Genomic DNA, 26,023 nt, shown 5'->3' with positions numbered 1-26,023 from the left:
CCCAATATCAACCACCCATGGCCTCCCGACACCACACACCGGCAAAAAATCGGCGCAAACCCGTCCGTACCGTCCGCGACTTGCGCAACCAAATCAAAAGCCTCTCCCGCGAGCAAATAGACACCCTCGCCCTCAATATCGCCACCGTCTGGTTCACCAACCTCGACGGAAAACTCGAATTCGACTGCGAACTCAACAGCGACCACATGGCGGCGGTCACCGATATCCTCACCGGCTCGGGCATCTACCCTGATATATAAATTAAAAACCAGACGCACGCAAAACACGCGCCTCCTCGCAGGCCCAGCCAAACCACAACCATCATTTTCCTTTTCCCATGCAAATCACCAAGCCGAACAAACTCCCGCTCCTGCTCATCTGCCTTCTGGCTGCAACCACAAGCCACCTTGCCTTGAACGCCTATCCGGCCGCATGGCAAAACACCCCGCAAAAAGAATCCAAATGGCTCGTCGCCGGCGGCGCCATCGGCGGCCAGGCCAAACCGGATGGGCGCGCCAGCGTCAATCTCTGCGGAATCACCGCCGCCGCGGGCTGGCGTTTCACCCCCCGGCAGGAACTGCGCCTCGAAACCGGCGGCTGGTTCGCCAGCCAGTCGGAAACCTACACCCTGTCCATCGACACCCAGCCGGACACACCCATCGGCGCCACCCACCAAACCATCGACTATCTCATGATCCCGGCGCTGCTGTCTTACAACCATGGCATCCCCCTGGGAAAAAATTCCGGTTGGACCCTACAAGCCGCCGCCATCGCCGGCATCCTTCAAATCCACACCCGATACGACGCGCGCACCTCACCCGGCGAATCCCACGCCGGCGAACCCGGCCTGAACTTCCGGGAAAAATTTTCCGGGACCGACACCGCCCCTGCCCTCGGCGCAAGCCTCGGCATAGTCCGCAAACTCTCCGGGCAACTCGATATCAACCTGTCGCTGCGCGTCCTCAGAATCGGGGAAACCCGCTTCAACTGGGGCGGGCTGGACAAATTCACCACCTGCATCGCCTCCGTGACCGCCGGCTGGAGATTATAAATCACCGCATCTTTCCAAACACCCCTCCGAATAATCCCGGCCAATAACACCCCGGCAAACGCCACCCGCTCCGCCGTCAAAACCCGCGCCGCCCCGGATTTCCCTCCGGGGCGGCTTGTTTTATCCCGCGCAACCCTCACTCGCATGGAACTTTTTTTCAACTTTAACACCGATGCCGATCCCGCCGCCGATCCCTTCAACCCTGCGCGCAACACCGCATCCCCGCCGGACACCGAACACCCCCAAGGCGGCAAGCCGGAACTCAGCCAGTGGTTCACTCCCACGTGGGCGGCCGAACGCCTGTTCGACCATTATTTCTCCAGCCTGCCCCGCGGCAGCACCGTCTGCGAATTCTCCTGCGGCCGCGGAAATTTCCTCCGCGCCATCCCGGAATACCACCACGCCTTCGGAGTCGAAATCGACCCCGAACTGGCCCGCCTCGCCGAAATCAACACCGGGCGCCCCGTCATCACCGGGAAATTCGAGGAGGTAAAACTGCCCGACGCCATCGACGCCTTCGTCGGCAATCCCCCCTTCGTCGCCGGCATCCTCGACACCTTTCTTCACCGCATGCACCGGCACCTGCGATTCGGCGGCAGCGCCGGCATGATCCTGCCCGTCTATGCTTTTCAATTCTCCTCCCGGGTGCGGCGCTACAACGAATTGTTCTCCATCCGCCAGGACTTGATCCCGGGCAAACAAATGTTCCCCGGCCTCAGCCATCCCCTGTGCTTCGCCCTGTTCACCAAGGAGACCAGGCCCGTCCTCGTCAATTTCACCTTGTTCGGGGACATCCATGAAATCAACCGGATGCGCCCGGAACTGAAAAGAACCGCCATCAACGATGTCTCACCCAAAGGCATCTGGCACCGCATCACATTCCAAGCCCTCCAGTCCTTCGGTGGACAGGCCAGACTCGACACCCTGTACGACTACATCAGCCCCCGGCGTCCGTCCCCGAACGCATGGTGGAAGGAAAAAATCCGCCAGACCTGCTGCAAATACTTCACCCGGCTTGACACCGGCCTCTACGCCCTGCCCGAAACCGGAACCGACACACTCGCCGCATCCTGAATATTTCCGACAAACCTCATGCATAAAAAATTATCACCAGAAATCCTCAAGGCGCTCGCATCATTTCATTACGCAGCACATGGCGAGCAGATTGCCGCCATTTTAAACGAACAACTGCCACCCGATATCTATAAGAAAATAAAAACAATATTCGCCGCCTTCCAAGGCTGCTGGGACAAAAAATCCGGCGCCCATCTCTTTCCCTGCGATCCCCAACCCCACATCCGGCACATCCTCGGCACCGGCATCATGCCGGAAATCAATCCGCTCGAATTCTTCCCCACCCCGGAAAAATTGGCCACAGGCCTTTTTAATACAGACTTCATCAAAGACCAGTGTGACCGGATCAATTACCAGCGCCGCGAAGGAACACCCGTGCGCATGCTCGAACCGTCCGCCGGCTCCGGCGCCCTGGCCGACCACGCCGCCCGGCTCCTGGCCGACGGCAAACAGGCGGTCGCCTGCGTCGAACTTGACCCGCAACACTGCAAAACCCTCGCCCGGAAAAATTACGATGTCATCGGGACCGATTTTCTCAAATGGGAACCCGGGGAAAAGTTCCCCCTCATCGTGATGAATCCGCCTTTCGGCAATAATGCCTGGCAGAAACATCTGCGACACGCCTTCGACTTGCTCACGCACGACGGAAAACTCGTCTGCATCACACCGGCAAACCTGCCGGACGATCCCGAATTCCTGCAATGGCTCGCCGAACACGGCGAATTCGAGGAAAATCCGTCGGATGCCTTCAAACCTTCCGGCACCTCCATCCGCACCGGCACGATATTCATCGACAAAGCCTGCCATGCCGCGCTGCAACGTCGGCGCGAAACCGGCAGCCCGGACCTCGACAACTTCCTGCTCCACATCGACAATGACCGGGCCTTTTGGAAAACCAAAACCGACGCGTTCCGTCAAATCTCCGCCAGCTTGATCGCTCACGACGCAACCCACCAATCCGCCGCATGGGAGCAAGCGGTCAAAACTTTTGGGGAAACCTGCGACCAACTCGCCTTGGCCCTGCTTAAAACCTGGCTCATCCCCTGCCGGCTCACCGCAAAAGACCACGCCGGAATTTTCCACGGCCTATGGCTCGAAAAACTTGAGGACGCCGGCCGCCCAAAAACCATGCAGGACTCGAACATTCATTCCCGTGAAAAAGCCCTCGACCAGCAACTGCTTGTCTTTGCCGATCACACCGACGCCGGCCCCCGCCCCCTGATCGGAAGACACTGACGGAAGCGGCGCGGCGACATCAACTGATTTTAAAACTCTCCCCCTGCCCCCTTGGAAGAGACCGCCGTGCCGGAATCGCCGCCCGGCTCGTCCAGCATCTCGGAAAAGAGTTTTTTCACCCGAGCCTTGGTGACGACCTCGGCAATTGCGCCAGCCATGCGGTCCACGGCCAGGGACGTAAACTTGCGCCGCATCCAGTCGGATTGCAATCGCACGCCCATTTCATCAAGCCGGGCCTGCACCAGCGCCGCCACGGCCCGCTCCAACGCGGCGTTCTCACTCGCATTCAAAGATGAGGATTTCATGCCCAAAATATGGGAAAAAATCAAAAGAACCAAAATCGCCGGTCCTTTCCCCGCGAACCTATCCCGGCGAATTCTGATGATGAAGTGATTGAAGGCATGCGGAAACCCGTCCGCAGGGGTTTCTTCTGCGCGCCAATCGAGGGAAACCCGCCCTCCATCTTGCAACAGGACAACGAGCACTCCCGCAATCGGGAGGCCCCCGCTCAAATCATTCCGCCAATAACAATGAATAACACATCCTGTCATCGACTGACCGCGCAGGAGCACGCCACCGTGCTGGCCGCGCTGCGCTATTACCAACGGCAGGGACTCGCCGACGACTCGGACCTCCGGCCCGCGGAGATCCACGACATCGCCACCGGCGGAGACCGCGCCTGTTTTGCCGCCAGCCTCGATGCCGCGGGCATCGACGCCCTTTGCGAACGACTGAACACGACGGAGGAGGAGATGGACGCCGCCGACCCAGCCGGCGCTCCCGGCAAAATCAACCACCGCTGCCTGAGCGATTTCGAGGAAGCGGCCGGGGCCGCGCTCCGGAAACGCTCCGCCACCCCCGAAACCCCCGCTGCATGAAAACCGCCACCCGTCGGCGCGCCCGACGCGCCATCCGCATCCTGAAACTGCTGGCCGCCGCGAAAATTCACCCGGACGGGGTTTCCCTCTCCGGCGGCCGCTTCTTCAACAGTCGTTGCCTCGACGACTGCTTCGAGGCCGGCGACGGCACCGAAGTCGTCGTCCTTATCATGCAGGCTTGTCGCACGGACGAAGCCCTCCGCCGGGCCTTCCGCTCCGGGCTGTCCAGCCGTTTCGTCGATCTCGACGGCTGGAGCAGGACGCTCGCCGATTGGGAGGCGCGGCAACCCGCGCCGCTCCCCCATCTTGAATCGAACAACACATCATCCCATGTCACTCATTCACACTGAAACACCGGAAAGCGGACACACCGCAGGCCCTTGGGAGTCTGGCGCCGACGCCACAGAATATAATAATCCGCAATTCCCTCGATAGGATCGTCGCGAGAATCAATATTGCCGGTGCTCTCGGGGCCAGCGGCGGAGACTTTCGCCTCGGCTCACCCCACCGCAAGGATTGCGCCGAAGCCAGCGCCCGCCTGATCGCCGCCACGCCATCGACGTGATGAAACGCACGAACAGCGCCCGTAAAAACGACAGCACCATCACAAACGCATAGACCCTGACGGTCCGTCCGTGCGGATCGGTGAACACGTCCCTTCGACTTACTCTCTTTGCAAACGCAGGGAATGCACTGCCACAGACTGAATCACCCCAAACATATTTTTATGAATAACACAGAAATCTGGAACTCGCAATTCCTCCCCACACCCGCCGACCGCCGCGCTCTGGCCACCGCAAACCCTAACCTGACGCCCTCCGAACTTGAATGCAAAATAGCTAGTGGCTGGATGGCCGCCTCCCAAAAAGCGCGGGCGGCGGCCGCCATCCGGTTCAGGGACGCATTCTCCCGCCTGTGCTGGCCCTGCAAATGGTATGCCGAAGATTGCAAAACGCCCACCTTCACAGGTGACATCCTTACCGAGAAAAACCGACGCTATATCAATAATTACAACGGATCCGACTTCATGGAAGACGCCATCGACGAAGCCTTGGACGTGCTGGAAAGATTCAAAGACCGCCAGAAAAAAGAAGAGAAATCATCACCCCTGGCACCCATGGGACCAAACGGCGAATTCCTCCCCGGGCCGCCCGTGGCCCACTTTTGCCCGGGAGACATCGGATTATATCAATACAAATTCGATGACTGCGAAGGCGTGCAACTTTCTGCAATGGACAACACATTGCTCCAAGCCGGACGTAACACGCAAATCAAACAACCTGTCCTGGCATCCATCTATTGCGCGGTGGGCCCCTGCAATGTCGCCATCGAACCGGAGGGGCGCAGCCTTCAATTCGAACCCGGTGCAAAATCCTTCATCTTTCACCTATTTTACGACCACATCCCCTCCTACGCCGAATTATACGGCGACGTGGCGGCATACCCGCTGATAAAAATGCCAGAAAATCACCCGGTCATAAATGGAGAACCCGTGCATATGCGCTTCACGAAAGAAACCTGGATGGGCTCATCTGACACCTATCCCATGAAACACCGCCCATGGAACACCCTCTCCGGCGATCAAGCGCGGGAATTAATCCATATTTACGAAGCCAAACAAAACGCCGCCGCCGCAACCAAAGAAATGAATAGCCGCAAAACACACAAAAATAATAATAGATCGTGTGCCGAACCGAAGGCGACATCAGACAAGCCTGGAAGCACTGAATTTATAATAGGATTCCGCGCTCCCATCCTCCCTCAGCCCCATGCCGGGGGAGTTTTTTCCAGCCTCCTCGCCACACGCCGTGAAAACCTGCCGGGACAAAACATGCCTGCTTAAACCAAAAACCAACCTTCCGAATAGTCATGAAAAACACCATCACCAAACCCACTGCCACCAGCCTTCCCGTCACCCCGCACACACCGGACACATCCTCCGCCGTACCCTCCGCCAAGCGCACCCCGATGCAGCAGCAATATTTCAAAATAAAGGGGAGTCTCCCCGGCGACACCCTGCTTCTTTTCCGTCTCGGTGATTTTACGAAATGTTCTACGAAGACGCCGCCATCGCCTCAAAACTCCTGAACCTCACCCTCACCAAGCGCCAGAACATCCCCATGGCCGGCATCCCCTGCCATGCCGTCCACCACCATATCAGCAAACTCCTCGCTGCCGGGAAAAAAATCGCCATCTGCGACCAGACCGGGCCCGCCAAGGCCGGCGAATTCGCCCGCCGCCAAATCACCTCCATCCTCATCCCGGCGTCCCCGTGCTATAAAGAATAATGCCCATCCGTCCTCTCACCAACCAGCCCGACCATGTCCATTCCTCATTCTGGACTAATGGACCAAGACCGCGGCCAACTGGGAAACCGCTCATTTGGGCGAACTCCCGCCCCTCGCCCCCACTGCCATAATTCCCCATCAACCCACACCCGCTCATGCGCATCCTTCACGTCTCCGACCTCCACCTCCGCCAGCAATGCCTCGACTGGGCGCTGACCGAATCACGCAACCACGACCTCCTTGTCATAGCGGGCGACCTGCTCAACTTCCATCTCCCCTGCCCCGCCCCCAAACAGGCCGAACAAATCAAAGCATGGGCGGCGGCAATACAAACGCCGACAATCGTCTGCTCCGGCAATCACGACCTCTGGCCAAAAAATCCCTTGGTGACAAAAGACACGAAAGCCGACGGCCAATGGCTCCGGCTCCTCAAAACCAACAAAAACATCATCGCCACCGATGGCGACACCATTTCCCTGAACGGGACGACCATCAAGGCAAACGGCTGGCTCAAGCTACCCGACCCAAAACCCTGCGACATCCTCGTCACCCATGCGCCGCCCTCGGAATGCGACTGCTCCGCCAGCGACACCGGCCCCGATTTCGGCGATCAAGACCTCTGGCATGTCATCGGCGGCAACATGCCCGCACTCATCCTGTCCGGCCATATCCACCACCCCCGAAAACACGCCTGCCAAATCAGAACCTTGGCGGGGTCGCTCACAATCCTCAACCCGGGCATGAACACCTCTGCGCCCATTCCCAACCATTGGGCAATCAACACCACCTCCAAAAAAGCCCTCCATTATCCCTCCGGTGCAATCGTCAACTGGCGATAACAATATTTCATTTCTCACTCCGACACCGCGAGCGGCGGGCCACGCGGACCCGCCCGAGGCGACCGCAGCGCAGGCGCAGGGAGCCGAGACGCTGGCCGAGACGCTGGCCGAGACGCGAGCAAAGCGAGCGCAAGCGGGCGCAGCAGGGTTCCCGCCCGTCACCCCAGGGCGGCGCCGCCTCGGCGCAACGCAACGCAGTGAAGTGCAGCCGTGGACGGCGCGGCGGGCCCGATGCCCGCTCCGGGCGGGATGGACGGTTGCGGACTGGAGCGACAACGGAGCGTAAGGAGCAAGCACACGGCGTGACAGATCGGAGCGCAGCGGAGAACTGGCGCGACGTGTGCCGCTCGGGTTTATTGAGGACGTTGCAAACGCGCGAGCGAACCGCCGACCTCAAAAGGCAAGGCCTGACCCCGTCGGTCGGCCACGTGACCCCGTCGGTCGGCCACGGACCGAAGGCTTGTTTGCGCGGGCCGCGCAGGGCGGTCAGTTCGCGTCCCAGTCGGTGAGCGCGGGCAGCGGGCGGATTTGCCGCTGACCACCGCTCCGGCATAACCGCGGAAGCGGTAGTCCTTCGGGGCAGTCGCGAGGCCGGCGCGCACGCAGTTCAGGCCGATGCAGGTGTCCATCGGTTCTTGCATGCGGCCCTTGGGTTCGGGAAGGACAGATTTGTTCCGTCCAGAGCGTGCGCGTAGCGCCCGTGAGCGTGAACTGGCGTATGCGCCATGTCTCGGCCTCGGGACCTCTCTCCGGTTTTGAGTTGGGCTTCGGTAATATCGAGTCCGACCGCTTGGTAGAGCGGGCGCTTGCCACAGGTTGGTGACGTTCGTTGCTTGTTGCTCGACAGAAAGCTGCGGGATTTCCATGTTCGAGGACATGCAACCCCGCCGCTTGACGCATTTCGCGTGTTTGTTGTCCGCCCTGCTCGCAGTCCTGCCGCACGTGCTGGCGCAGGATATTGTCGTATCCGGGCCAATGCTGTTTCCTTCCGACACGGAGGCGGACACGCCGCCGGTCTTTAAGAAGGCTTGGAAAATAAAGTGCCCGGCGGAAATGGAAGAAAGGGCGGAGCACGCCTACGCGTTCATCGCGCAACGCACTGACGACGAGGGGAAGTATCTGGTCCGCAAGGCCTGCGGCGCGCAGCCGGTGCATGACTTGGCCAAGGCATCGCTCTCGGACGCGCCGCAGTGCAAACCCGCGCAGGCCGGGGGCAAGCCGGTCGCGGCGCGCTCTCTGGTCGCGGTCATCTTCAACCCCGCAGCCGCCTCGCCCAAGGCGGCGGACGCTGCGCCCCGGCTGCTGGCGGTGACACCGGTTTTCATTGGCAAAGAGCAATCCACCGCATTGAGGAAGGCCAAGAAAAAATTGTTCATCAACCTGACGCTCGCGTTGGACGCGGCGGGCGCGCCGCTGTCGTATGAAATCGCCCCGGAATCGCCCCATGCGGAGCCGTTCAAGGCGGAGATCGACGCCGCGCTGTCGCGGTGGAAATTCGCCCCCGCGCGCAAAGGCGGGCAGCCGGTCGCGTCCTCGCTTGTGGTGCCGGTCTGGCTGACCGCCGAGGATACATTGATACAGCATCCATCGGTGGGCACTCCGCCATCGGTTGCGCATCGGGAGCCGCCGGCTTATCCGCGCGCAATGTTAACATCGCGACTGGTCGGCGAGGTGGTGGTGCAGTTTGTGGTGGATGAAAAGGGAGATGTCATCAACCCGGTGGTGGTGCGCTCAAACAATCCCGGATTTGAGGAGGCCGCGATCAATGCGATGCTCAAATGGAAATTCAACCCCGCCACGAAGAATGGAAAGCCGGTGCGCATGGAATTGCAGATGCCAATCACGTTCAACCTGCCACCTCATCCCAACTTCGACCCCGCTCGGGAAGCCGTCGAAGTCGAGTCCGTCTCAAAAAGACGCATGGAGAAAATGCCGGAGGGGCTGCGCTACGACACGCCGCCCGAGCCGCGCGGGGTGATTCGCCCGGTTTATCCCTACGCGCTTTATGCCAGCAAGGCCCCCAGCGGCAGCGCGACTATCTCCATGCTCATCGACCCGAAAGGCCGGGTCGTCATGGTGAAGGTGATTGAGGCGACGCGTCCGGAGTTCGGCGAGAGCGGCAAGGCGGCGGTGGAACATTTTGAGTTCAAACCGGCCACGCTCAAGGGCAAGCCGACCTCGGGGATGCTGAAAACCGAATTCAATTTCGCCCCCATTACGAGGACACCGCCCTCTACTCGATGGAGATAAAAAAGTCCGAACGCATCGCAGGGGCGGGCAAACTGGATTCCGTGCCGAAGGCGCTTTCGCAGCGCAAGCCCGTGTTTCCGCTCGGGGTTCCACCCGGCACCGACAGCGGGATGGCGACGGTCGAGTTTTTGATCGACAAGGATGGCAAGGTGCGGCTGCCGCGCATCAAATCCGCGAGCGACCCCGCCTTTGGCTACGCCGCCGTGCAGACGGTCGCGCACTGGCTTTTCGAGGCACCGCGCGCGGACGGCAAAACCACGATCACCCGGGTGCAGGTGCCGGTCCATTTCGAGCGGAAAGGTGATCAGACAGGAACGAAGTGAATGGCTGGCGCGACGTGTGCCGCTCGGGTTATTGAGGACGTTGCAAACGCGGGAGCGAACCGCCGGCCTCAAAAGGCAAGCCCAGCCTGACCCCGTCGGTCGGCCGCCGTTGGTCGGTCCCAGCCAAAAACTTAGCATAACCGTTGCTATTGGGTGCCCCTTTTTGCGGCATCAAACCTTCAGTTCACCCTTAGCCCACTGCTGAACGACCATCTTTGCGCTAAACGCTATTGGGCCAGTTTTCTTGGAAAGCTTTTCGAGGGCAGCAAGAGCACGCGATTCACTGAAACGAAGAGAGTGCGTAGCGGCCCAGCAGACTACCGTATCGCTGGAGTCATCGGTCAACACAACCAATGCGGCTTCTCCTGAATGACCTAACGCTCGGATTTTTGGCACGAGAGCAACAAGCTTATCGTGGCTCCGGTTAGCAGCTTTATAGTCACCGCTGAGCGTAGCTCTGCCATGCGCCTCGGCGTGCTCTCGGTATTCCTTAATCAGGGTTTCAATCGTCTCGTTCATGGTGGGCCTCCAAATTGTTGAAGAATATTTCGTCCGAATGTATACTGCTGATCAAAAGTCTGATGACTCAACCACTTCCGGACCGTAAGTCCGTTAGTGAACGGCTGTTTGGAGGAGTAAAACCCGCTGATCTGACTATGTATAGTTCCAGGACCATGTGGTAGTCTCACGAGGTTCTCTGTGTTGTGAATAGCTGTGGCTCCAAATTGTTTCACGTTAGTCGGGGTTTGTTCTACTATATGGTGCCAAGCCTGCCCTTTCCCTGCCGCGCCCTCGGCTCGCTTGAACGCGGAGAATGATGAGTACCCTCTGCCCGCTACATTTTCTGCGGACGAACCTCCAAATAATTTGCCAATAGCAAGTGCGCCCCCCTTCCCTATCACCTTGGCGCCTGCAACTGCTACGGCTTTAAGAAGAAAGACGTCCGTGATAGCCAAGACTCCATTGACGCTTCCCCAGAACCATTTCCCATTCTGAAAGTCATCAATTGAAGCACGCCCCGATCCCCAAACGGGAATGAGCCCTTCAAAAAATCCCGGTGCACCTACCCCCACCTGCGTCGGATTCATCCCCAAGAGATCCATGACCACGGCGTATTTGGCATATTCTACAGCCCACTCATTCGCAGCCAGCCTTGCGCCTTCATGAATCTGTGACATTCTGGCCTCGATCCCTGCCTGCGTTCCAGCATCAAGCATTGGGAGTCCCGACGGTGGATACGTAATTGCCGGCGGGGCAAAATCCACAATAAATTGGCCGCTCAACCAATTGCTGGAGGTCAGATAGGATGTATAATCGCCAATCAATGAATATTCAAAATTATCCGGATTGCTCCAGATTGGAGTGAATGACACTGAGTCGTTCCAACTACTTCCACCGCCATAATCCAAAAATCCGCCATAACTGCCGCCGTAGGATATGTCATTTCCGGAATACCATCCGCTCGGATCCTGGTTGAAGAAGTCATCCATCCTGTTGATATAATCATTGGGATCCATCCCCAAGTAGTCCGTGCCGTTTATGAGGTCGTTGCCCGCCATCGCATAAAGGTTGATGCCGCCCTCCTCGCCGATGGGGTCTTGGTTTATGAACCGCCCCATCGAGGCGCTGTAATAGCGCAGGCCGTAATACAGCAGCCCCGTCTCCGCGTCCTGATATTTTGTCGAGAAGCGGAACGGGTTTTCGGCGGCGTATTCGCCGTTGGAGCGCAGCAGGTTGCCGAAGCCGTCATACTCATAGGCGGCGACCAGCGCGTGCGTGAGCTGGTGCACCAAGGCCACGAGGTTGCCGTTGCCGTCGAAGGCGGTTTGGTAGACGCCGGCGTGCGCGGCGCGGTGATCCTTGATCGCCAGCAAGCCGCCGATGCCGTCGCCGCCGCCGAGGTCCGGTCCCCACGTGTAGGTGCGGACAAGGGTGCGCGCCTGTGTGCCGGGATCAACCTCATACTCGGCGGCGAGCAGCCAGCCGTCATATATATACAGCCGCTCGGAGCGCAGCGCGGTGTCAATCACCCCGCCGGCGGGGTTCGCATCATAGACGCGCTTGGCCACGCGGCGGCCCTGATAATCATATACAAAGCGCAACGCCACCCGGTTGCCAGTTTGGTCGGCGTATTTCGAGACCACCTGCACCAACTGGTTTTTGGCGTCGTAGGCGTAATCCCACAACCCGTCCGAAGTCAGGTTTCCGTCGTCGTCGTAGGAAAAACTCTCGGCGGTCGGACGCACGAAGAACTGAACGGTATTATTATACGACCAACCGCCGCCACTGGTGCCGGACGCAGCTATGTTCACGCTTTGCAACCCGCCCGTGGCGACGGTGGCGGGCGCGATGGGCGACTTCCCGATGTCCCGGTAAAAATACCGTTGCAAAAACTCGTTCGCCGCCAGCGTGGAACTGTTGATTGTCACCGTGGCATCCTCCGGGGCCATGCCCGACACCGGCACGATTGCCGCCGTCGCGCGTCCGGTGTATTGATTCAACTCGTTGGTTCCGTAATTGTGGGTCGTGCCGTTGAGGGTTTCCGTCACGCGGTTGCCCATCGTGTCATATGTGTAGGCAAAGGAGCGGCCCGGCACGTTCGCGGCACCGGTCATGTCGGCGGGATTGCCTGTGCGGGCGCGCGAGGCGGTCAACTGCGAGCGGGCGTCGTAGGCATACTCGGTGACAAGCTCCTCGCCGGTATTGGCTGCGTTCAGATAGGGTTGGTAAACAAGGCCGGCCTGCGCAACCTGATAGCGACGCCCCAAGGCGTCGTGCTGGTAGGTCTGCCGTGCCACGTCGTCCAGCCCGGCCACAGTATTCATGCTGGCGACGAGGTTGCGGTGGGCCTCAAACGTGCGGGCCTGCCCCCAGGAGCCGTTGGCCACGGCCTGCACGAGATCGGAGTTGTCCTGATACGCCACGGTGTGGGTGCCGGCGTCGGTGGTCAGCGAGGCCAGCCGCCCGGTGGCCGCATCCGCGCTGAAATGGTAGCTGTAATGCGTGGTCAGGCCGGACTTCAACTCCACGCCGAGATTGACCGACGCGGCACCGTTCATCACGCCATACGCCTGCTCAAGCACAAGGTCGGAGCCATACACGCTGGCGGCGGTGGGCGTGCCATTATAGCCCAATTTTTCGGAGGCCAGGCGCAAGTCGCCGGGACGATAGGTGAAGGTGCGGTAGCCGGAGGCGTCCTGCACCGTGGCCACGCGGCCCAGATTATCGTAAGTATGGGCGGTGCCCGGCGTGCCGTCGCTGTGCGAAACCGTCAGCAATTCGCCGGTGCTGGTGTCGTAGGTGTGCGTCGTGGTGATGCTGCGGGGTGAGGTGATTGTAGCGATCTGCCCGCGAATATTATAGGTATACCCGGTGGTTTTATTTTTGGCGTCGGTGCGCCCGGCCAGCGAGCCGTCCTGCAAATTGCGGGTAAATTCGGTGGTGTCGGCGGTGGCCGCGCCGGGCCAGTTTTCGGGATCGCCGCCCGGCGACCCGGTTGCGGCCCCCACGCCGACGAAGCTGCGGTAGGTGTGCTGTTTGATCAGGTCGCCATACGCGTTGTATTCATTTTTCACCGGGTAGGTGGCGTCGCCCCATGTATGGGTAAGCTGTCCCCGGATATTATAATGATAATGAGTGTAAGTGACGCTGGCCGCATTATAGGCGGCGGGCGCGCCCGCCGCCGTGTAGGCGACAATGGGCTTGGCCACGGAAACCACCCGCCCGGCGGAATCGTAGGATTTGCGCGAGACGAGATGCCCCAAGTCGTTGAAGGTCTCGTAGGGCCGGGTGGAGCCGGGCACGTAGGTGAAATGCTGCGGCGTCGCGCCGTCAGGACTGGTTCGGTCAATCTGTTTAATCGGACGGTGCAGGCTGTCGTATCTGGTCTCGCTCGTCACACCGGCGGAACTGACCGCCTTGACCGGGAGACCGCCAAGGGAAAGCTCGACGGCGGCGCAGGAGGCGAGCGGGTTGACGGAAACGCTGAAACGGCGCGCCGAGTCGCGATGCACGAGGACGAGACCGCGCGATTCGTTGCCCGCCGAGTCCTGGGTGATAACCTCGCCGAGCACTGAGCCGGCGAGCGTCAGGGCGGGCGCGGACGGGAGCGCGACGGATGAGTGCCCGGTGAGGCGCGTCCACGTTTTCTTGGTGGGCACGATGGTGTTCCCGTCGGGATGCGCGCGCGTCTCCTCGTAGCGCCACCACGCGGTGTCATTGGTTCGCTGGCGGTAATCGGTGATGACGGATTCGTGGCGGCTGCCCGTGTAAGTGTCTCGCAGGCGTCCGAAGGAATCATACTCATAAGTGGTGGCTGCCAGTCCGGCGGGCTGGGTGGAGGCAAGCTGGCCCTTGTTGTTATAGGTGTATTCCACCGTATAGTCGGCACCGGCGGAGGTGGATTTTTGCTCCTTGGTCACCCGGCCAAGGCCGTCTTTCCATTGCTTGTTCCAGCGCGGGCTGGACGCGGAGCCGTAACGGGTGGTGATTAGCATGCGCGTGCCATCAACGGCGTAAGTATAATATTCGGGGACGATGGCCGTGCCGGTCTTCGATTTCGGGGTGCCGTCGCGGTTGTTTTCCACGGTCACGGTTGAACCGTCGCCGCGCGTTTCCGTCATGGAGAGGATTTTGCCACCGGACGAGTTGTAGGCATAGGTCGTGGTCAGCCCTTGCTCGGTTTTCGAGGCCAATTGCCCGGCAAAATTATACGTGTAAGTGGAGACCAACTGCTCGCCGTTGGCCGGGCCGGTCACCTTGCCGGTCACGCGTCCGTCCGCATCGTAGGTGTAGGCCGTGCGCAACGCGGCGATGCCGCTTTGCGGCGCACCGGGAGCGGCGGGAATGGCCAGTTGCAGCGTCTCCGAGATCCGGCCAAAATTCCCATAGGTGTATTTGGTGATGATGCCGCTGGCGTCGCGGCTGTATTGCAGACGCCCGGTATGCGTGCCGTCATTGGCGAAAGAGATGGAAGCGTAATTGGTGCCGCCTCCGTTGATGTCGGTGTATTCGTAATCCATCGCGGTGCCGTTGCTGCTTTCGACATGCAGCAGGTTGCCCGCGACATCGTGGGAGCGTTTTTCCCACTCGATGGGCGCCCATGCGCCATTGTTGTAGACAGCCTTGTTCACGCGCACCACCAGCCCGCGCGCGTCACGGATGGTTTCCATGCGCAGCGACAGGCCGTTTTCCAAGCCCACGGCGTCGATGGTCTGCGACGTGCCATCAAGCGCAGTGGAGCCGCCGGAGGCTGGCGCGAGGCCGGTCACGCTGATGGCGCGGAACGCCGCGCCGGTGGACAGGACGGTGAAATTACCTTCCCCATCCACCGTGCCGCGATCGTAGGCGAAGACGGTTTTTGTGCCGTCGGCGGCCTGCACGGAATACGGCAAGCCGCGCCACAGCGGATCAATATTTTTGCCTTGGTAAACCTTGCTGACGCTGACGAGCTTTTGGGTCGGAGATGTTTCCGCCCATGTCTCGGTCGTGGTCTGCCACATCGGCTGGCCGTTGACGGTGCCCGCCGCCTCGTGCGTGTGCTCCGTTCTGGAAAGGCGGATGCCATTGACCCAGTTCTCCTCGACCGAGGGCAGGTGCACCGCGCCGTCCCAATCGGCGGCGTAATCGATGGTTTTCACCTGATAGCCGACGTAACCGGCGGCATTGTCGTCGGGCAACTCGCCGGGGCGCGCAGTGTCGCCATGCGGCTTGATGACCCGTCTGATCAAGCCTCTTTTCGCTTGATCCGGATAATATTCAAACATCGTCCAGGAACGATCAGGATTCTCCTCCCAGAACAAGCGGCCCGGATACATGTCACCCGTGGCAAGGTCGATGTCATAATAACGGCGGTCCGTCCGGTGTCCGTAATTTCCGGACTGCAAGTTAGGCAGGAAACCCGAGGGCGAGCTGACGCTGCCCGTGAATTGAAAGGCCACTTCCTTCGTGGAAATATAGGCGGGGGCGGAGTTGCTTCTTGCCGCCCCGTATCGCCCGACCAGTCGCGTGGAGGAGGCGGTGCGGGCCATTTGATAGGAATCGCCATTGAAATTCGTCTCGGCCAGTTCCTCGTAACTGGACGCCCTGTATTCCGTGCGCGCCCCGTTGAAACCCTGCACAAAGACGGTCCTGCGAGGAAGCGGTATCGAATACGTCTCAGTGCCATATATTGGAACGCAATGCGTCTCCCACGACGTGTCGCAAACCGTTTCTTCCTCGAAGTAGGGAAAGGTATATACCTCGGTGTGTAAGGTGCATTCTTGCCGGGGCACGTAGTCTATGTATTCTTCACAATACCCCTCCTGAGCCACTTCCCCTGTGTCCGCATCTGTCAGCGGCCCATAGCAGATTTGGTGGGGCACCTCGTCCCAAACCGTTTCGCATTCGGTGGTAACTACGATCACCGTCTCTGTCATGTCGATCACATAAGTCTCGCATACCTCAACAGGGTAATCGTAGCAGGATTCATCGACTACGAACACTTGGCTGAAACTCTTGTAGCTGGAATCCTGGCTGAACGACGCCTCCTGCACCAAACCGTCCTCGGTGCGCGTGATGCTGGTGTTCCAATTCCACGCTTGGTCCTCATCCTGCCAGCTTGTGGCGAAGACGTAATGCACGAACGGGTCCCCGCTGGCCACATATTCATCGCCGCTGGCCGAGACCGTGGCGGGGTCATAAAAATTCACCGTGTATTGCGTGCCGTCATTCTCGCGCACGATGTCCACCAGCGCCTGCGGGGTGAGCACCTGTTTCAACCGCCGGTTTTCCTGTCCGTCTATTGAAGTGAACTCCTCAAAGACCAGCTTCACGTCCCCGCTGGTTGGAAAGCAGTAAAACGGGGCCGAAATCCGCCCCGGCAGGTCCAGTTTGAAATCACCCCGGGCCAGCCCGCCTTGCGCCGTGCCGTCCATGAGGATGGACCCCATGACATCACGGACGCCCAGTTTTTCCGTGGGGCTGAAGTCCAGGTATCCCGCCGACTGGCCGTTTGGCAAAAAGCCAAGGCCGATGCGCAATGAGGACTCGCCCGGCTGGATATCCAGCGCCTTGCCTGCGGGCAACCCGCGCTCCCCCTTCAACTTCACCATGAAAAGCACCTGAGCGGTGCCGTTGTCGGCCTCAAAGGCCGCTGTCTCCTGATAATAGTGCGTTTGCTCGTTATAAAAATATACCGCGTATTCCGAAGGGGCCGAGACATGGATGCGGAATTTGTCGAGATTGGATGTCTCGATGTCATGATAGGAAATCTCCTGCTCCGTGCTGACGGGCAGGTAAACCGGCGACGAGGTTGGCACCCATTGCTCCGCCGCCGTCGCCGTCCCGGACAGCGTCAGGTTCGTCTGCCGGGTTTCATCCTCCTGCAATTTCAGGACAATCTCGGACAGGGCATCCAGACTCACCGTCCCGGCCCCGGCGGACAGCGCCTCCGCCCACACATAAATGCCCACGCTATGCGGAAACTCCCGGCCTTGCGAGGCTCCGGCCATCGGCACACTGTCAGGGTCAATCTCCGGCTCCGTTCCGAAGGCGGAAATCGCCATGAGGCCGCCCGCCGTCACGGCGCAGATCAATGAGGAGGGACGCAGGCGGGATAAAATTTTAAAAATCATATGGGGTGCGTTTCTTGGTGCTGGAATTGGCGCGAATACTTTTTTTACAGCGGATCGCAAAAAGGGCCTTTTTCTACGCATGCGCGCATGCTAGATCAGCCCGCGCAGGGGGAAAACAGCATGAACTGGCCTGCGTTCGGCGAAGTCTGTCCATTTCCGTTGCCGGAGGGAGCGCTTGTCGCGGTCGATGGAACATTCGTGGAACTCGCGTTCCCGCCATCCGAGGTGGCATTGCCTCCCGCCTGCCCGGCAGGAGACGCATCGGCAGAAATTGCCTGCCCGGAAACGTTGGGCGCGTCATTGGCCGAACTTTCAGGGCTTTCCGGCCCCACGATCACATCATCCACCAGCACCGGGCCATTGCTTCCTGCGCACATCATCAAGAGCGCATTTTCCACATTGCCGCATACAAGGGGCAGGCCGGATGCCACCACCGAACCGTCCAAGCGCAGATCCCATAGCGATGCGTCGCGGTCAATACGGACCCCGACATGCATCCAGCCGAGGCTGTTGTTCGCGTTTACCGGGATTGCCTGACCGACGGGCAGCCATTGCGGTTCATCGTCATTGCCTGGCACGGATGCGCACACAACCGCTCCCTCTCCCTCGCGCACAAAGCCGATGCCAGCGCCGCCTATATCGAGACGCGTGCCCTGCGCCATGCTCGCGCCGGCAACCGGCTCAATGAGGAGGCTGACACAGGTCACCGGGGTGGAATGGATGCCAATCGGGTGCGCCACCCATGAGTCTCCGTCTCCCGCAAGCTCAAGCGCCTGCGATCCCGGCGCAGAGGGCGAACTGACAACCCGTGCGTGCGTGCCTGTGCTTGTCCAGCCCTGCTGTCCGTCAATGTCACCGGCTGCATATCCTTCCCCTGATTCGAACCCTGTGCTCAGCGGCACGGGGTCAGGGTCACCGCTTCCGTGGACCGTAAGGACTCCCAACACAATCAGAAACGATATCGCATGTAATTTCTTTGTTTTCATGGGGAAAGAGGCGTCTCGCACAAATTACATTGTCATTTGGTTAGACTTGGCGTTGCAGGGTCAAGCAGAATCGAAAAGGCACTTTGCTACCGCACTTTTACTGTTTTCTCGTTCGGGTCTTTGACGGCCACCAATATCTTGGTTTTCTCGACCTGCCCGCCGCCCATGTCAACATCCACGTATATATGGGCACCCTCGGGCTTTTCGGTTGAAACCGGCTGGATGCGGATGACATACCGGTGCGCCGTGTCCTGGGGGATGATGGAGGCGGAAAAATTCGTGCTGGTCGAGTAGACCGTCAACGGTTTCAGCCCTTTGGTCGCCACATCCAGAAAATACAGATCCTTCGCCTCGGCGGGCGCTCCCGGTGTCCAAAACGCATACTTGGGTTCGATCCGATAGGTGAGGGTCGCATAAACTATCAGCCTAAGTTCGGTTTTCGGGGCGTCGGGGTCGGTTGAATGCACGGTGATTTTTTCCATGGACGTGCCTTTGTTGTTTCCGACCGCATAGCGCACCTTCAAGACGCCCTCGGCACCGGGCTTGTGCTCTCCAACGATATGCGAGGGCGTCATGCACGAACATGAGGTGTCCATTGATATGATTCCGACCGGCACCGTCCCTGTCACCTTGAAGGGGAACGACACCTCCACCTCGCTTTGCCGCGACGACACCTCGATGGAGAGTTCCTTGTGTTTCCACTCCAAGCCGGCATGCGCAGCATTGGCGGCAATTAACGCTAGAACCAGCAAAATGGTATTTTTCATGGCTGTTGAGATTTTACAAATTGGGATTTCAGGGTAAGTGTTTTGCAGCTCGGCAGGTTAGTATGCTCAATTTTTTCTCCTTGGGAAGGAAAACCTTGTGGTTCCATAGGGGGTTCGTTGTTCCATGCCCGCCGGGCCAAACCGGGTCTCGCTTAAAAAAGAGCCTGTTTTCCTGCGGATGACAAGGATGTCGATGCCATCGCGCCGGTTCCACTCGTAATTATAAAAAGAATCTTCCGCCAAAAGCACCGGAGGTTTTTGAAATGCGACCAGTCGCATGGATTCGAGCCATTTCCACTTCAGCGTGTTGAGCGGGCCATCTGCAAGCCGCCAACTGGCCAGCAACGCGTTCTCATATTCAAAATTCAATTCCCCGGAAGGGCCTTCGACGCCCAGCAGCCGATGATCTGGCGACCAGCGAAACCGGCTGGTTTTTCCGCCAGACAATCTCACCCCGGACAACAATCCCTTGTCCGTATATAACACCTCAAGGACGGGATCATCACGGTCGTGCCCCTTCCGGACAATTGACAGGATCGACTCGCGGTCTGTCGTAAAAACATAAATCCCTTTCCAGTCCGATATCGTTTCGATAAAACCGTCCCGATATTTCCACCTGGCCTGCGACGACGTGGTGATTTCGATTTCGTTTTCCCCGGATGCCTTCGCCTCCGAGCCGTCGTTACCCTTGGCAAATCCATCCTCAAATTTCCGAAAACGCACGATTCTCCCGCTTGGTGCAATCCATATCAAATCCCCTTTGCCATCCAGATGCACGGTGGTTCGCAAGCAGGGGATTTGCCACTCGGTTCTGGCCGACCGGCCATGGCTCGCGGCCACCCGATGCACCAGCTTGAATGCGAAGCCCAGGCGGGCGAGATCCGAAACCTCGGAGGTATCGACAATATCAAATGACAGATTCGGATGCCCATCCGTGCCGATATTGCCGAGATTTTCCATGATTTCCATCAACGGCGGTCTTGCGCTGGCGCAAAGCGAAACGCAGCACCATGCGCAGACGAACAGCAGGATGCCGGGTTTATTCATCGTAGAACAGGGAAAGCCAGTATTTCGGATCGGCATCGGGTTGAACCATGACCCCGCCTTGGGGTGAGTAAACCAGACTCGCGCCGGTCTCGGTCGCCCAATGACGCCAAGGCAGGCCATATGAGGAAGCATCAATTTGGGGGAGACACACGGTCGCCGACGGATATTTGATTGCCTCCATCCCGGAATCGGGAGGATACGACATGGGATGCAGGATCACTGTTTTTCGGACGGAAATTTTTTTGTCGCCGATCAATTCCGCCTGAAACCCCGAATATATGGAAATTCGAGGAGAATCGCCCATGCGCTTTTCCCTGCCCGTCCATGGCGCGTAAACGATCAAATTTTCCACGGGCGCGTCACGGAAAATGGAGCGGAGTGTTTTGCCCCAATAATTGCCAAAAACGGCCCCGTCGATCCAGAGTTCGCACCCGGGCGGGCCGGCCTGCATCCGTGCGCTGCGCGTGGAAACGGCGACAATATCGGACTGAGAAAGCGGCACGGCGCGAAAAGCCCTCTTGTTTGCCAGAACGCGGCCCAATCCAAGCAGGAGGGCGGTCACCAACAGCGAACCGCCCAAGGAAATGACGGCCATTTTGCCCATTGATTCCCGCATGCGCCATCCCGCCGCCAAAATGCATAATATTGAAATACCCGGGAGAATCCAAAGGGTGCATTCCTTCCACTGGCTGCTCCAAATATTGGACACGCACCAAGCCGCCAGACAAGCTCCCGCAGCCTTGATCCAGTTTTTGTCCCGCCGCCCGGCAACAATGGAGAATAAAACGAACAGGCAGAGGATTATGATAAACAGAGTGTGGATTCCGTGCTCCACGGCTACCTCCAGATAGCTGTTCACCATGCCCGTGGGGCGCGCGGTCGCATCCAGCGGTTGATACCAGTTTGAATACGCCATGCCGCTAAATCCATTGCCCCAGCCCCGGAATGGAGAATCGCCGACCATTGCCAGCGCGCCTTGCCACAGTTCCATCCTGTTCAAGACGGAATCATCCCGGGCGATATAGCCGGGTGACATGCGGCCCGCAAAGCCCGCTGACAGACAGAGTATCGTGATGGCCGTAAGCCGAAACGCAATGTGCCGGACGATGCGTGTCAGTCCCATGCCCGTTGATCCATGCAACACAAAGAAAAACAGCAGGGTTGAAACGGCGGCAACCAAGCCTCCCCTTGAATAGGTTTTTGCCAGCAGAAACCAAGCCGTCAATTCGACCAGGAGCAAGGCAATGCCAATGCCGGTTCTGGCGCGGCCTGTGACTTTGCCTTGCACAAAAAACTCCAGCCACCATATCCATCCGAGCGCGCACGCCAGAAAGGCTGCCGCGCAATTGGGATTCTCCCAAAAAAGACCCCAGCGCAAGTTGCCATTGAAAAAATACGTTGGAGACATGGCGAAACGTTCCGCCGCTAGTCGTCTGCCAGCGCTTCCTTGCAGATTTTTGCTATCCCAACGTCATTGAGCGCGCTGTCGTATATCCGGATATCATCCATAAGCCCCCCAAAACCCGGTCTCGTAAAATTCCCGCGGCCAAGTGTAATTTCCGGCACCGACATTAGTGTGCGCCCGGTTGTGCCCAAGGCCCTGACCGGAACATGCTCAATAATATTGCCGTCCTCGTCACCCAAATACCACCTGACCAATCCAGTTTGGCTGTCCCACGCCACGGCAAAAAATATCCATTTATCAATTACCGCAAGCCTGTCGGAATCAATGGGGGTTGTTACGTTGTTCCCCCCCACGCCAAGTACCAAGGCGAGGCTGTTTTCGCCCGTGATCCTGAGCCAATACCCACCGTTCTTGGCGGCGGTATGACTTCGAAGCAGCGTGGTGTTCTTCAACATGGGGGCGGGGTTCTTTATCCATCCCGTAAGCGTCAGCGCAGTTATGGGCGCATCCAGCGCCGACTTGCTTTGGATTGCAATGGCAGGAGGCTCCGTTGCGGAGACATTGCAGGTAAAATCGAGCGCAAGCCCCCTCCCTCCAACTCCCACCGCTTTCGCCAGGTCCCGGTCTTTCCGGCCCGGCGTGTGCATTCTCAAATCAAAACTATTGATATCCAGCATGGTTGTTCCTGCGGTCCCGCTATTACGGGTCCACCAACTTCTTTCCACCTCGTATTGGGACTCAAATGTATAACGAATGGCCTGGCCATGCGTGGATGGCATGATAACCGGCAGGGCAATGGCCAGAATAAATACATGTATGCAGGAGCCTCGTGATTTCATATTATGTTATTTGTAGATTTTGACTTGGCTGTTTTTATTTGCCTTGAAGCTGGGACCTGCGCACCTCTTCAATCTGTTCCGGTGTCAGTGTTTCCGCGTATAGTCGAATGTCATCCAAAACTCCGCAGTATGCGGCATGGTTGGCCACGCTTGCTCCAATGTGGAGGGTCCTGAATGCAATCTTCACGCCGATGGACTCCGGAATCTCCTGGGCGGCAATGGGTGCCGCCTTGGTGGATTCACCGCCGAGATACCATTGAAAGACTCCCGTTTCGCCGCTCCATGAGACCGCATAAAAAATCCACTCGCCCTGCCTCGAAATTCTTTCGTCATTGATTTCCGAGCGCACCGCCATGTCACCCCCAAGTATGCTGACATGCAGATTGGAAGCGTCATCTGCGGTGAGCCAGAATCCGCTGGACAGGTTGCTGTTCATCGATCCCTGATAACCCCCGAACAGGACGGTTTCCGGCTTGATCGGCGCACTGCTTTTGATCCAACCCGTGAGCGTAAGACAGTTTTGCTCCCTGGTCTTCTCTTTTGTCGCCAACGTTCGCCGGGCCTTGGCGGCATTTTCCACCCCCGGCAGGTTGCACGAGAGGTCAAGCGCGAACCCTTTTCCACCCACCCCTTTCGCCTTCACCAAGTTTTTATGCCCGTCATTCGTATCAAACATGAGCAGGTCCAGCGCATCCGTCTCCGCCTTGTCCGCTTCTGCTCGCGCCATGTTGGGGACCCACGCCCCTCTGCTTGTTTCATATATGGTATCGAAATTGTATCGAGCCACTTGGCCGGACATCGTTCCAATGCCGCACGCAAGGAACAACAGATATGGATAGTATTTGTGTCTACTCATGGTTTGAATTGTTTTTATCCGTGATTGAGGTGAAATCCATGCCCGCATCATGCAGGCTTGCCTTGCCGTTCAGGGGTTTCCAAATGGCATACTTGAACCAGCCGTCCTTGGAAAGCGCAAACGTTCCGAACGAATCAGACGCCAGGTGGGGGCCTCCCATTAATACTATCCGGCGCTCATTGTTCAGCGGGTTCCGAACCACTGCCTGTATGGACAAATTGTTCCCCTCCCAATGTTTGCCGTCAAATGCGATGCCGTCCTCCGACAGCTGAACGTCCATTCTGGAAGAGAGCAATTTCCACACCGCGTTTGATTCCGGGCCGCCGATCAATACAATATTCTGGTCGCGAAGCGACTCGGGGGCGGCCATGTCGGCATCCCGCGCGATTCCGCATTCGGAGTAATGCAATTCCCTCCATGTTTTCTGCAACCTAGCCGCGATTTCGGCATTGGCTTTGTTTTCGCGCTCCGAACCCGCAGTCCCCATTATTATCGTGAACTTCTCGGTCAGGGCATCCTGGATGCTGTCCTTGCGGACACGCTCATGCCTTGTGGCGGATGCCTTGGCCTTTTGCAATGACGCCCATTGGATCAGTTCATCCCAGCTGCCAATTTGCTTGAATTGGGTTCGCGGGCGAATTTCCAGCTTCACGGGCGCGAACACCCTCGCGGCATTCGACATGAACCGGAGCGATTCCTCCAGCTGGCCGTGCCCGGCCTCGCCCCCGTCGTTTATCATAAAAACAGGCGTGTTTTTGCTCTCCAAGTAACTTGATACTGAATGAATCTTCTTCCACTCCTTGTATTCTTTTCTGGGCTTAAAATGCCCATCGACCTCCTCGGACATCGTTTTATTAATCCTGAACACAGGATTCAGAAGCGCAATGCCCGCGAACCGTCCCGGCCAGTCCGTGTCGGCGTCAAAGGCAAAGGCCGCCGCCGAACACATTCCCAGCAAGCAGATTCTGTCCCCGTCGAATTGATAGTCGTTGCCCACGGCGTCAAGCACCTCGCCAAGATGGGCGCTTTCCATGGGCATCCCGGCCGGCTGATTGTGGTAGCCCGGCCATAACAATATGATTTGGTGCTTCTCTGCCAGCGCCGCCAGCCTGCTGGCCAGATCATGATCATGACTGGGCTTGCTATCAAGGAAGGATCTTGAGATGGAGGTCAATGTCGGCAAAATAGCGCACAACGGGAGCCTTCCCTGCCCCTGGTCGCCATAGCTGCTTGGAACGAATATCCTGTAGGCCTGCAATGAGCCGTCAATGGCGGATGTGAACCCGCGCCAGTGCAGGCCTGTCGCATGGGCGAAGGGCTCTTCTCCTTTTTGAAATTTGGACATGGCCTCCTCGGTTTCCCAGAGCGCTTGCAAAAATCCCCGCTCCCAGGACCTGTTCTCTTCGGGCGCGTTCGGCATTGTTTCTATTTTCTTCGCCCATGTTATATATTCTCGCCCCAGTGAATACAGCCTCCGGGACAATATCTCGAAATGAGCTTTCTGCCCGTCCGGGAGGTCCAATGACTTGATGCGTTTCAGGGCTTCCGTTGCGGCCTTGATTGGATCACCCACCAGAAATCGTTCATAATATCTCTTTCCGTCCATGTCCAAAACGACGCTATATAAGCCATCGGCAACGGAGCCATCATTCCAACGCACCCTCCTGCCCTCGATCACCCCCGCCTTGATTCCCCCGGCAGACTCCACGATCCCGCTGATGTCCACGGAGGAAGGCGCACCCTTGGGGGCCAAAAGAATGCCGTTCCCGGCGGACAAATGGATGTTTTTCTCCAATAAAAACTTTTCGTGAGGCGCCTGCCTCGCGATTGCCGTCTCCGTCGCATTCTCTGCGGACGAAGTGATGTGGGCGCTGAAAACCCAAGGCGCTCCATTCCGGACCACCTTTGCAAGAACCAGATTGCTGCCTTTTCGCAGTGGAATTTTTATGGCATCGCTGCACATGAATATTCTCACCTCACCTTTTTTTGCATGGAAAATCGGAGCCCCGTTCAAAAGCACCTGGGATGGGCCATTGCTATCCACTAGCATCCATGCGGTGGTCTCTTTTTCTGACACGATATTGAACACGACATATGCCATCTCCCCTTTTTTAAGCCGACTTTCACCCCTGCCATATGCATAATTGATGTCCACTGCCCCCTGCCGGATGGTCCTGAAATAACCGCCGTCCCGGGACGCCTCCGCGTCGACTTTGCCCAGTGATTCATTGAACAGCGCGGATGTCTGGATTTTTTCGTGAAGCCCGATTCCCCTCAAATAGTCCAGTTTGCCTGCATTGTCATTCCCGGAAAGCTCGAACGGGCCTATCGTCAGGTAATGTGTCACATCCACCCCGTGCCCCTCAAAGGCGACCGATGGAACCTCATGCCCGGCGGATGCCCATAGCCCAACAGGGACGATGGCAACGAATAACAGCAAAATTATCTTGGGCATGGCAACTAGGCAAACATCAGATGCTTGGGCTCTCATTTCTGAAATGAGTATCTGGTATCTTTAATTTTTATGCGACATCGGATTACATTTTTTTTAAAATACAGCCTCTTTCCGAC

Annotated in this window: 22 protein-coding genes; 12 read left to right on the top strand and 10 right to left on the bottom strand. The window is 58.2% G+C overall.

Features of this window, described 5'->3' with window-relative positions; all coding sequences use genetic code 11:
- Positions 1–17: 17 nt before the first annotated feature.
- From OH491_RS24710 to OH491_RS24695, 4 genes are all read left to right on the top strand, one after another.
- Positions 18–260 (top strand): hypothetical protein, encoded by a 243-nt coding sequence (locus OH491_RS24710; protein WP_068768567.1) that lies wholly within the window; start codon positions 18–20, stop codon positions 258–260.
- A 77-nt stretch (positions 261–337) separates the two neighbouring features.
- A complete protein-coding gene (locus tag OH491_RS24705) occupies positions 338–1,051 on the top strand; it encodes a hypothetical protein (protein ID WP_068768568.1) in 714 nt (237 codons plus the stop codon).
- A 144-nt stretch (positions 1,052–1,195) separates the two neighbouring features.
- Complete coding sequence (locus OH491_RS24700) at positions 1,196–2,125, top strand: class I SAM-dependent methyltransferase (RefSeq protein WP_084441793.1); 930 nt, start codon at positions 1,196–1,198, stop codon at positions 2,123–2,125.
- 18 nt (positions 2,126–2,143) lie between these two features.
- The gene (locus OH491_RS24695; RefSeq protein WP_068768569.1) at positions 2,144–3,361 is read left to right on the top strand and encodes a class I SAM-dependent methyltransferase; all 1,218 of its coding nucleotides are present in this window, start codon (positions 2,144–2,146) and stop codon (positions 3,359–3,361) included.
- Positions 3,362–3,390: 29 nt separating this feature from the next.
- On the opposite strand, the gene OH491_RS24690 is transcribed toward OH491_RS24695, so the two are convergent.
- A complete protein-coding gene (locus OH491_RS24690) occupies positions 3,391–3,846 on the bottom strand; it encodes a hypothetical protein (protein ID WP_145928499.1) in 456 nt (151 codons plus the stop codon).
- Between the two features lie 45 nt (positions 3,847–3,891).
- Here OH491_RS24690 and OH491_RS24685 point away from each other — a divergent pair, with 45 nt between their 5' ends.
- The 8 genes from OH491_RS24685 to OH491_RS24650 all read left to right on the top strand — a co-directional run bounded on the left by OH491_RS24685 (position 3,892) and on the right by OH491_RS24650 (position 9,939).
- The gene (locus OH491_RS24685) at positions 3,892–4,239 is read left to right on the top strand and encodes a hypothetical protein (RefSeq protein WP_145928500.1); all 348 of its coding nucleotides are present in this window, start codon (positions 3,892–3,894) and stop codon (positions 4,237–4,239) included.
- Positions 4,236–4,589: a hypothetical protein gene (locus tag OH491_RS24680; RefSeq protein WP_068768572.1), complete on the top strand. Its 354-nt coding sequence runs from the start codon at positions 4,236–4,238 to the stop codon at positions 4,587–4,589. Before OH491_RS24685 ends, OH491_RS24680 begins: the two co-directional genes overlap by 4 nt.
- Before the next feature lie 377 nt (positions 4,590–4,966).
- Positions 4,967–6,082, top strand: coding sequence for a hypothetical protein (locus OH491_RS24675; RefSeq protein ID WP_068768573.1), 1,116 nt, complete (start codon positions 4,967–4,969; stop codon positions 6,080–6,082).
- A gap of 26 nt (positions 6,083–6,108) precedes the next feature.
- Positions 6,109–6,327, top strand: a complete 219-nt coding sequence (locus OH491_RS24670) for a hypothetical protein (RefSeq protein WP_334318982.1) — start codon at positions 6,109–6,111, stop codon at positions 6,325–6,327.
- Positions 6,288–6,527, top strand: a complete 240-nt coding sequence (locus tag OH491_RS24665) for a hypothetical protein (protein ID WP_068768574.1) — start codon at positions 6,288–6,290, stop codon at positions 6,525–6,527. Before OH491_RS24670 ends, OH491_RS24665 begins: the two co-directional genes overlap by 40 nt.
- Before the next feature lie 155 nt (positions 6,528–6,682).
- Positions 6,683–7,366, top strand: a complete 684-nt coding sequence (locus tag OH491_RS24660; RefSeq protein WP_068768575.1) for a metallophosphoesterase family protein — start codon at positions 6,683–6,685, stop codon at positions 7,364–7,366.
- An 876-nt stretch (positions 7,367–8,242) separates the two neighbouring features.
- The gene (locus OH491_RS24655; RefSeq protein ID WP_334318983.1) at positions 8,243–9,616 is read left to right on the top strand and encodes a TonB family protein; all 1,374 of its coding nucleotides are present in this window, start codon (positions 8,243–8,245) and stop codon (positions 9,614–9,616) included.
- A complete protein-coding gene (locus OH491_RS24650; protein ID WP_068768577.1) occupies positions 9,607–9,939 on the top strand; it encodes an energy transducer TonB family protein in 333 nt (110 codons plus the stop codon). Before OH491_RS24655 ends, OH491_RS24650 begins: the two co-directional genes overlap by 10 nt.
- A gap of 171 nt (positions 9,940–10,110) precedes the next feature.
- Here the strand turns inward: OH491_RS24650 and OH491_RS24645 are convergent, their stop codons facing one another.
- The 9 genes from OH491_RS24645 to OH491_RS24605 form a co-directional block, all read right to left on the bottom strand.
- The gene (locus OH491_RS24645) at positions 10,111–10,458 is read right to left on the bottom strand and encodes a DUF2019 domain-containing protein (protein WP_068768578.1); all 348 of its coding nucleotides are present in this window, start codon (positions 10,456–10,458) and stop codon (positions 10,111–10,113) included.
- Positions 10,455–17,552, bottom strand: a complete 7,098-nt coding sequence (locus OH491_RS24640) for an RHS repeat-associated core domain-containing protein (protein ID WP_068768579.1) — start codon at positions 17,550–17,552, stop codon at positions 10,455–10,457. The genes OH491_RS24645 and OH491_RS24640 overlap by 4 nt, the downstream gene beginning before the upstream one ends.
- 95 nt (positions 17,553–17,647) lie before the next feature.
- Positions 17,648–18,538, bottom strand: coding sequence for a hypothetical protein (locus OH491_RS24635; RefSeq protein WP_145928501.1), 891 nt, complete (start codon positions 18,536–18,538; stop codon positions 17,648–17,650).
- Between the two features lie 86 nt (positions 18,539–18,624).
- Entirely contained in the window at positions 18,625–19,305 is a 681-nt protein-coding gene (locus OH491_RS24630) for a DUF1573 domain-containing protein (RefSeq protein WP_068768581.1), read from the bottom strand.
- 66 nt (positions 19,306–19,371) lie between these two features.
- On the bottom strand, positions 19,372–20,352 hold the full coding sequence (locus tag OH491_RS24625) for a hypothetical protein (RefSeq protein ID WP_068768582.1): 981 nt from the start codon (positions 20,350–20,352) through the stop codon (positions 19,372–19,374).
- On the bottom strand, positions 20,345–21,760 hold the full coding sequence (locus tag OH491_RS24620; RefSeq protein WP_084441795.1) for an O-antigen ligase family protein: 1,416 nt from the start codon (positions 21,758–21,760) through the stop codon (positions 20,345–20,347). Before OH491_RS24620 ends, OH491_RS24625 begins: the two co-directional genes overlap by 8 nt.
- Positions 21,761–21,777: 17 nt before the next feature.
- Entirely contained in the window at positions 21,778–22,596 is an 819-nt protein-coding gene (locus OH491_RS24615; RefSeq protein ID WP_084441796.1) for a LamG domain-containing protein, read from the bottom strand.
- Positions 22,597–22,630: 34 nt separating this feature from the next.
- The gene (locus OH491_RS24610; protein ID WP_068768585.1) at positions 22,631–23,452 is read right to left on the bottom strand and encodes a LamG-like jellyroll fold domain-containing protein; all 822 of its coding nucleotides are present in this window, start codon (positions 23,450–23,452) and stop codon (positions 22,631–22,633) included.
- Positions 23,445–25,907 (bottom strand): hypothetical protein, encoded by a 2,463-nt coding sequence (locus OH491_RS24605; RefSeq protein WP_068768586.1) that lies wholly within the window; start codon positions 25,905–25,907, stop codon positions 23,445–23,447. Before OH491_RS24605 ends, OH491_RS24610 begins: the two co-directional genes overlap by 8 nt.
- Positions 25,908–26,023: the final 116 nt, after the last annotated feature.

Source organism: Termitidicoccus mucosus (genome assembly GCF_038725785.1).
GTDB lineage: Bacteria > Verrucomicrobiota > Verrucomicrobiia > Opitutales > Opitutaceae > Termitidicoccus > Termitidicoccus mucosus.
Note: the sequence above shows the minus strand (reverse complement) of the source record. Positions and strands in the feature narration are given on the sequence as shown.

What these genes read in the sequence shown, in the direction of transcription:
- OH491_RS24615 (WP_084441796.1), bottom strand. Translation starts at nt 22,596, where the DNA reads ATGAAATCACGAGGCTCCTGCATACATGTATTTATTCTGGCCATTGCC.
- OH491_RS24605 (WP_068768586.1), bottom strand. Translation starts at nt 25,907, where the DNA reads ATGCCCAAGATAATTTTGCTGTTATTCGTTGCCATCGTCCCTGTTGGG.
- OH491_RS24635 (WP_145928501.1), bottom strand. Translation starts at nt 18,538, where the DNA reads ATGAAAACAAAGAAATTACATGCGATATCGTTTCTGATTGTGTTGGGA.
- OH491_RS24670 (WP_334318982.1), top strand. Translation starts at nt 6,109, where the DNA reads ATGAAAAACACCATCACCAAACCCACTGCCACCAGCCTTCCCGTCACC.
- OH491_RS24660 (WP_068768575.1), top strand. Translation starts at nt 6,683, where the DNA reads ATGCGCATCCTTCACGTCTCCGACCTCCACCTCCGCCAGCAATGCCTC.
- OH491_RS24675 (WP_068768573.1), top strand. Translation starts at nt 4,967, where the DNA reads ATGAATAACACAGAAATCTGGAACTCGCAATTCCTCCCCACACCCGCC.
- OH491_RS24620 (WP_084441795.1), bottom strand. Translation starts at nt 21,760, where the DNA reads ATGTCTCCAACGTATTTTTTCAATGGCAACTTGCGCTGGGGTCTTTTT.
- OH491_RS24610 (WP_068768585.1), bottom strand. Translation starts at nt 23,452, where the DNA reads ATGAGTAGACACAAATACTATCCATATCTGTTGTTCCTTGCGTGCGGC.
- OH491_RS24640 (WP_068768579.1), bottom strand. Translation starts at nt 17,552, where the DNA reads ATGATTTTTAAAATTTTATCCCGCCTGCGTCCCTCCTCATTGATCTGC.
- OH491_RS24650 (WP_068768577.1), top strand. Translation starts at nt 9,607, where the DNA reads ATGGAGATAAAAAAGTCCGAACGCATCGCAGGGGCGGGCAAACTGGAT.
- OH491_RS24630 (WP_068768581.1), bottom strand. Translation starts at nt 19,305, where the DNA reads ATGAAAAATACCATTTTGCTGGTTCTAGCGTTAATTGCCGCCAATGCT.
- OH491_RS24680 (WP_068768572.1), top strand. Translation starts at nt 4,236, where the DNA reads ATGAAAACCGCCACCCGTCGGCGCGCCCGACGCGCCATCCGCATCCTG.
- OH491_RS24705 (WP_068768568.1), top strand. Translation starts at nt 338, where the DNA reads ATGCAAATCACCAAGCCGAACAAACTCCCGCTCCTGCTCATCTGCCTT.
- OH491_RS24695 (WP_068768569.1), top strand. Translation starts at nt 2,144, where the DNA reads ATGCATAAAAAATTATCACCAGAAATCCTCAAGGCGCTCGCATCATTT.
- OH491_RS24645 (WP_068768578.1), bottom strand. Translation starts at nt 10,458, where the DNA reads ATGAACGAGACGATTGAAACCCTGATTAAGGAATACCGAGAGCACGCC.
- OH491_RS24685 (WP_145928500.1), top strand. Translation starts at nt 3,892, where the DNA reads ATGAATAACACATCCTGTCATCGACTGACCGCGCAGGAGCACGCCACC.
- OH491_RS24700 (WP_084441793.1), top strand. Translation starts at nt 1,196, where the DNA reads ATGGAACTTTTTTTCAACTTTAACACCGATGCCGATCCCGCCGCCGAT.
- OH491_RS24625 (WP_068768582.1), bottom strand. Translation starts at nt 20,352, where the DNA reads ATGAATAAACCCGGCATCCTGCTGTTCGTCTGCGCATGGTGCTGCGTT.
- OH491_RS24655 (WP_334318983.1), top strand. Translation starts at nt 8,243, where the DNA reads ATGCAACCCCGCCGCTTGACGCATTTCGCGTGTTTGTTGTCCGCCCTG.
- OH491_RS24665 (WP_068768574.1), top strand. Translation starts at nt 6,288, where the DNA reads ATGTTCTACGAAGACGCCGCCATCGCCTCAAAACTCCTGAACCTCACC.
- OH491_RS24710 (WP_068768567.1), top strand. Translation starts at nt 18, where the DNA reads ATGGCCTCCCGACACCACACACCGGCAAAAAATCGGCGCAAACCCGTC.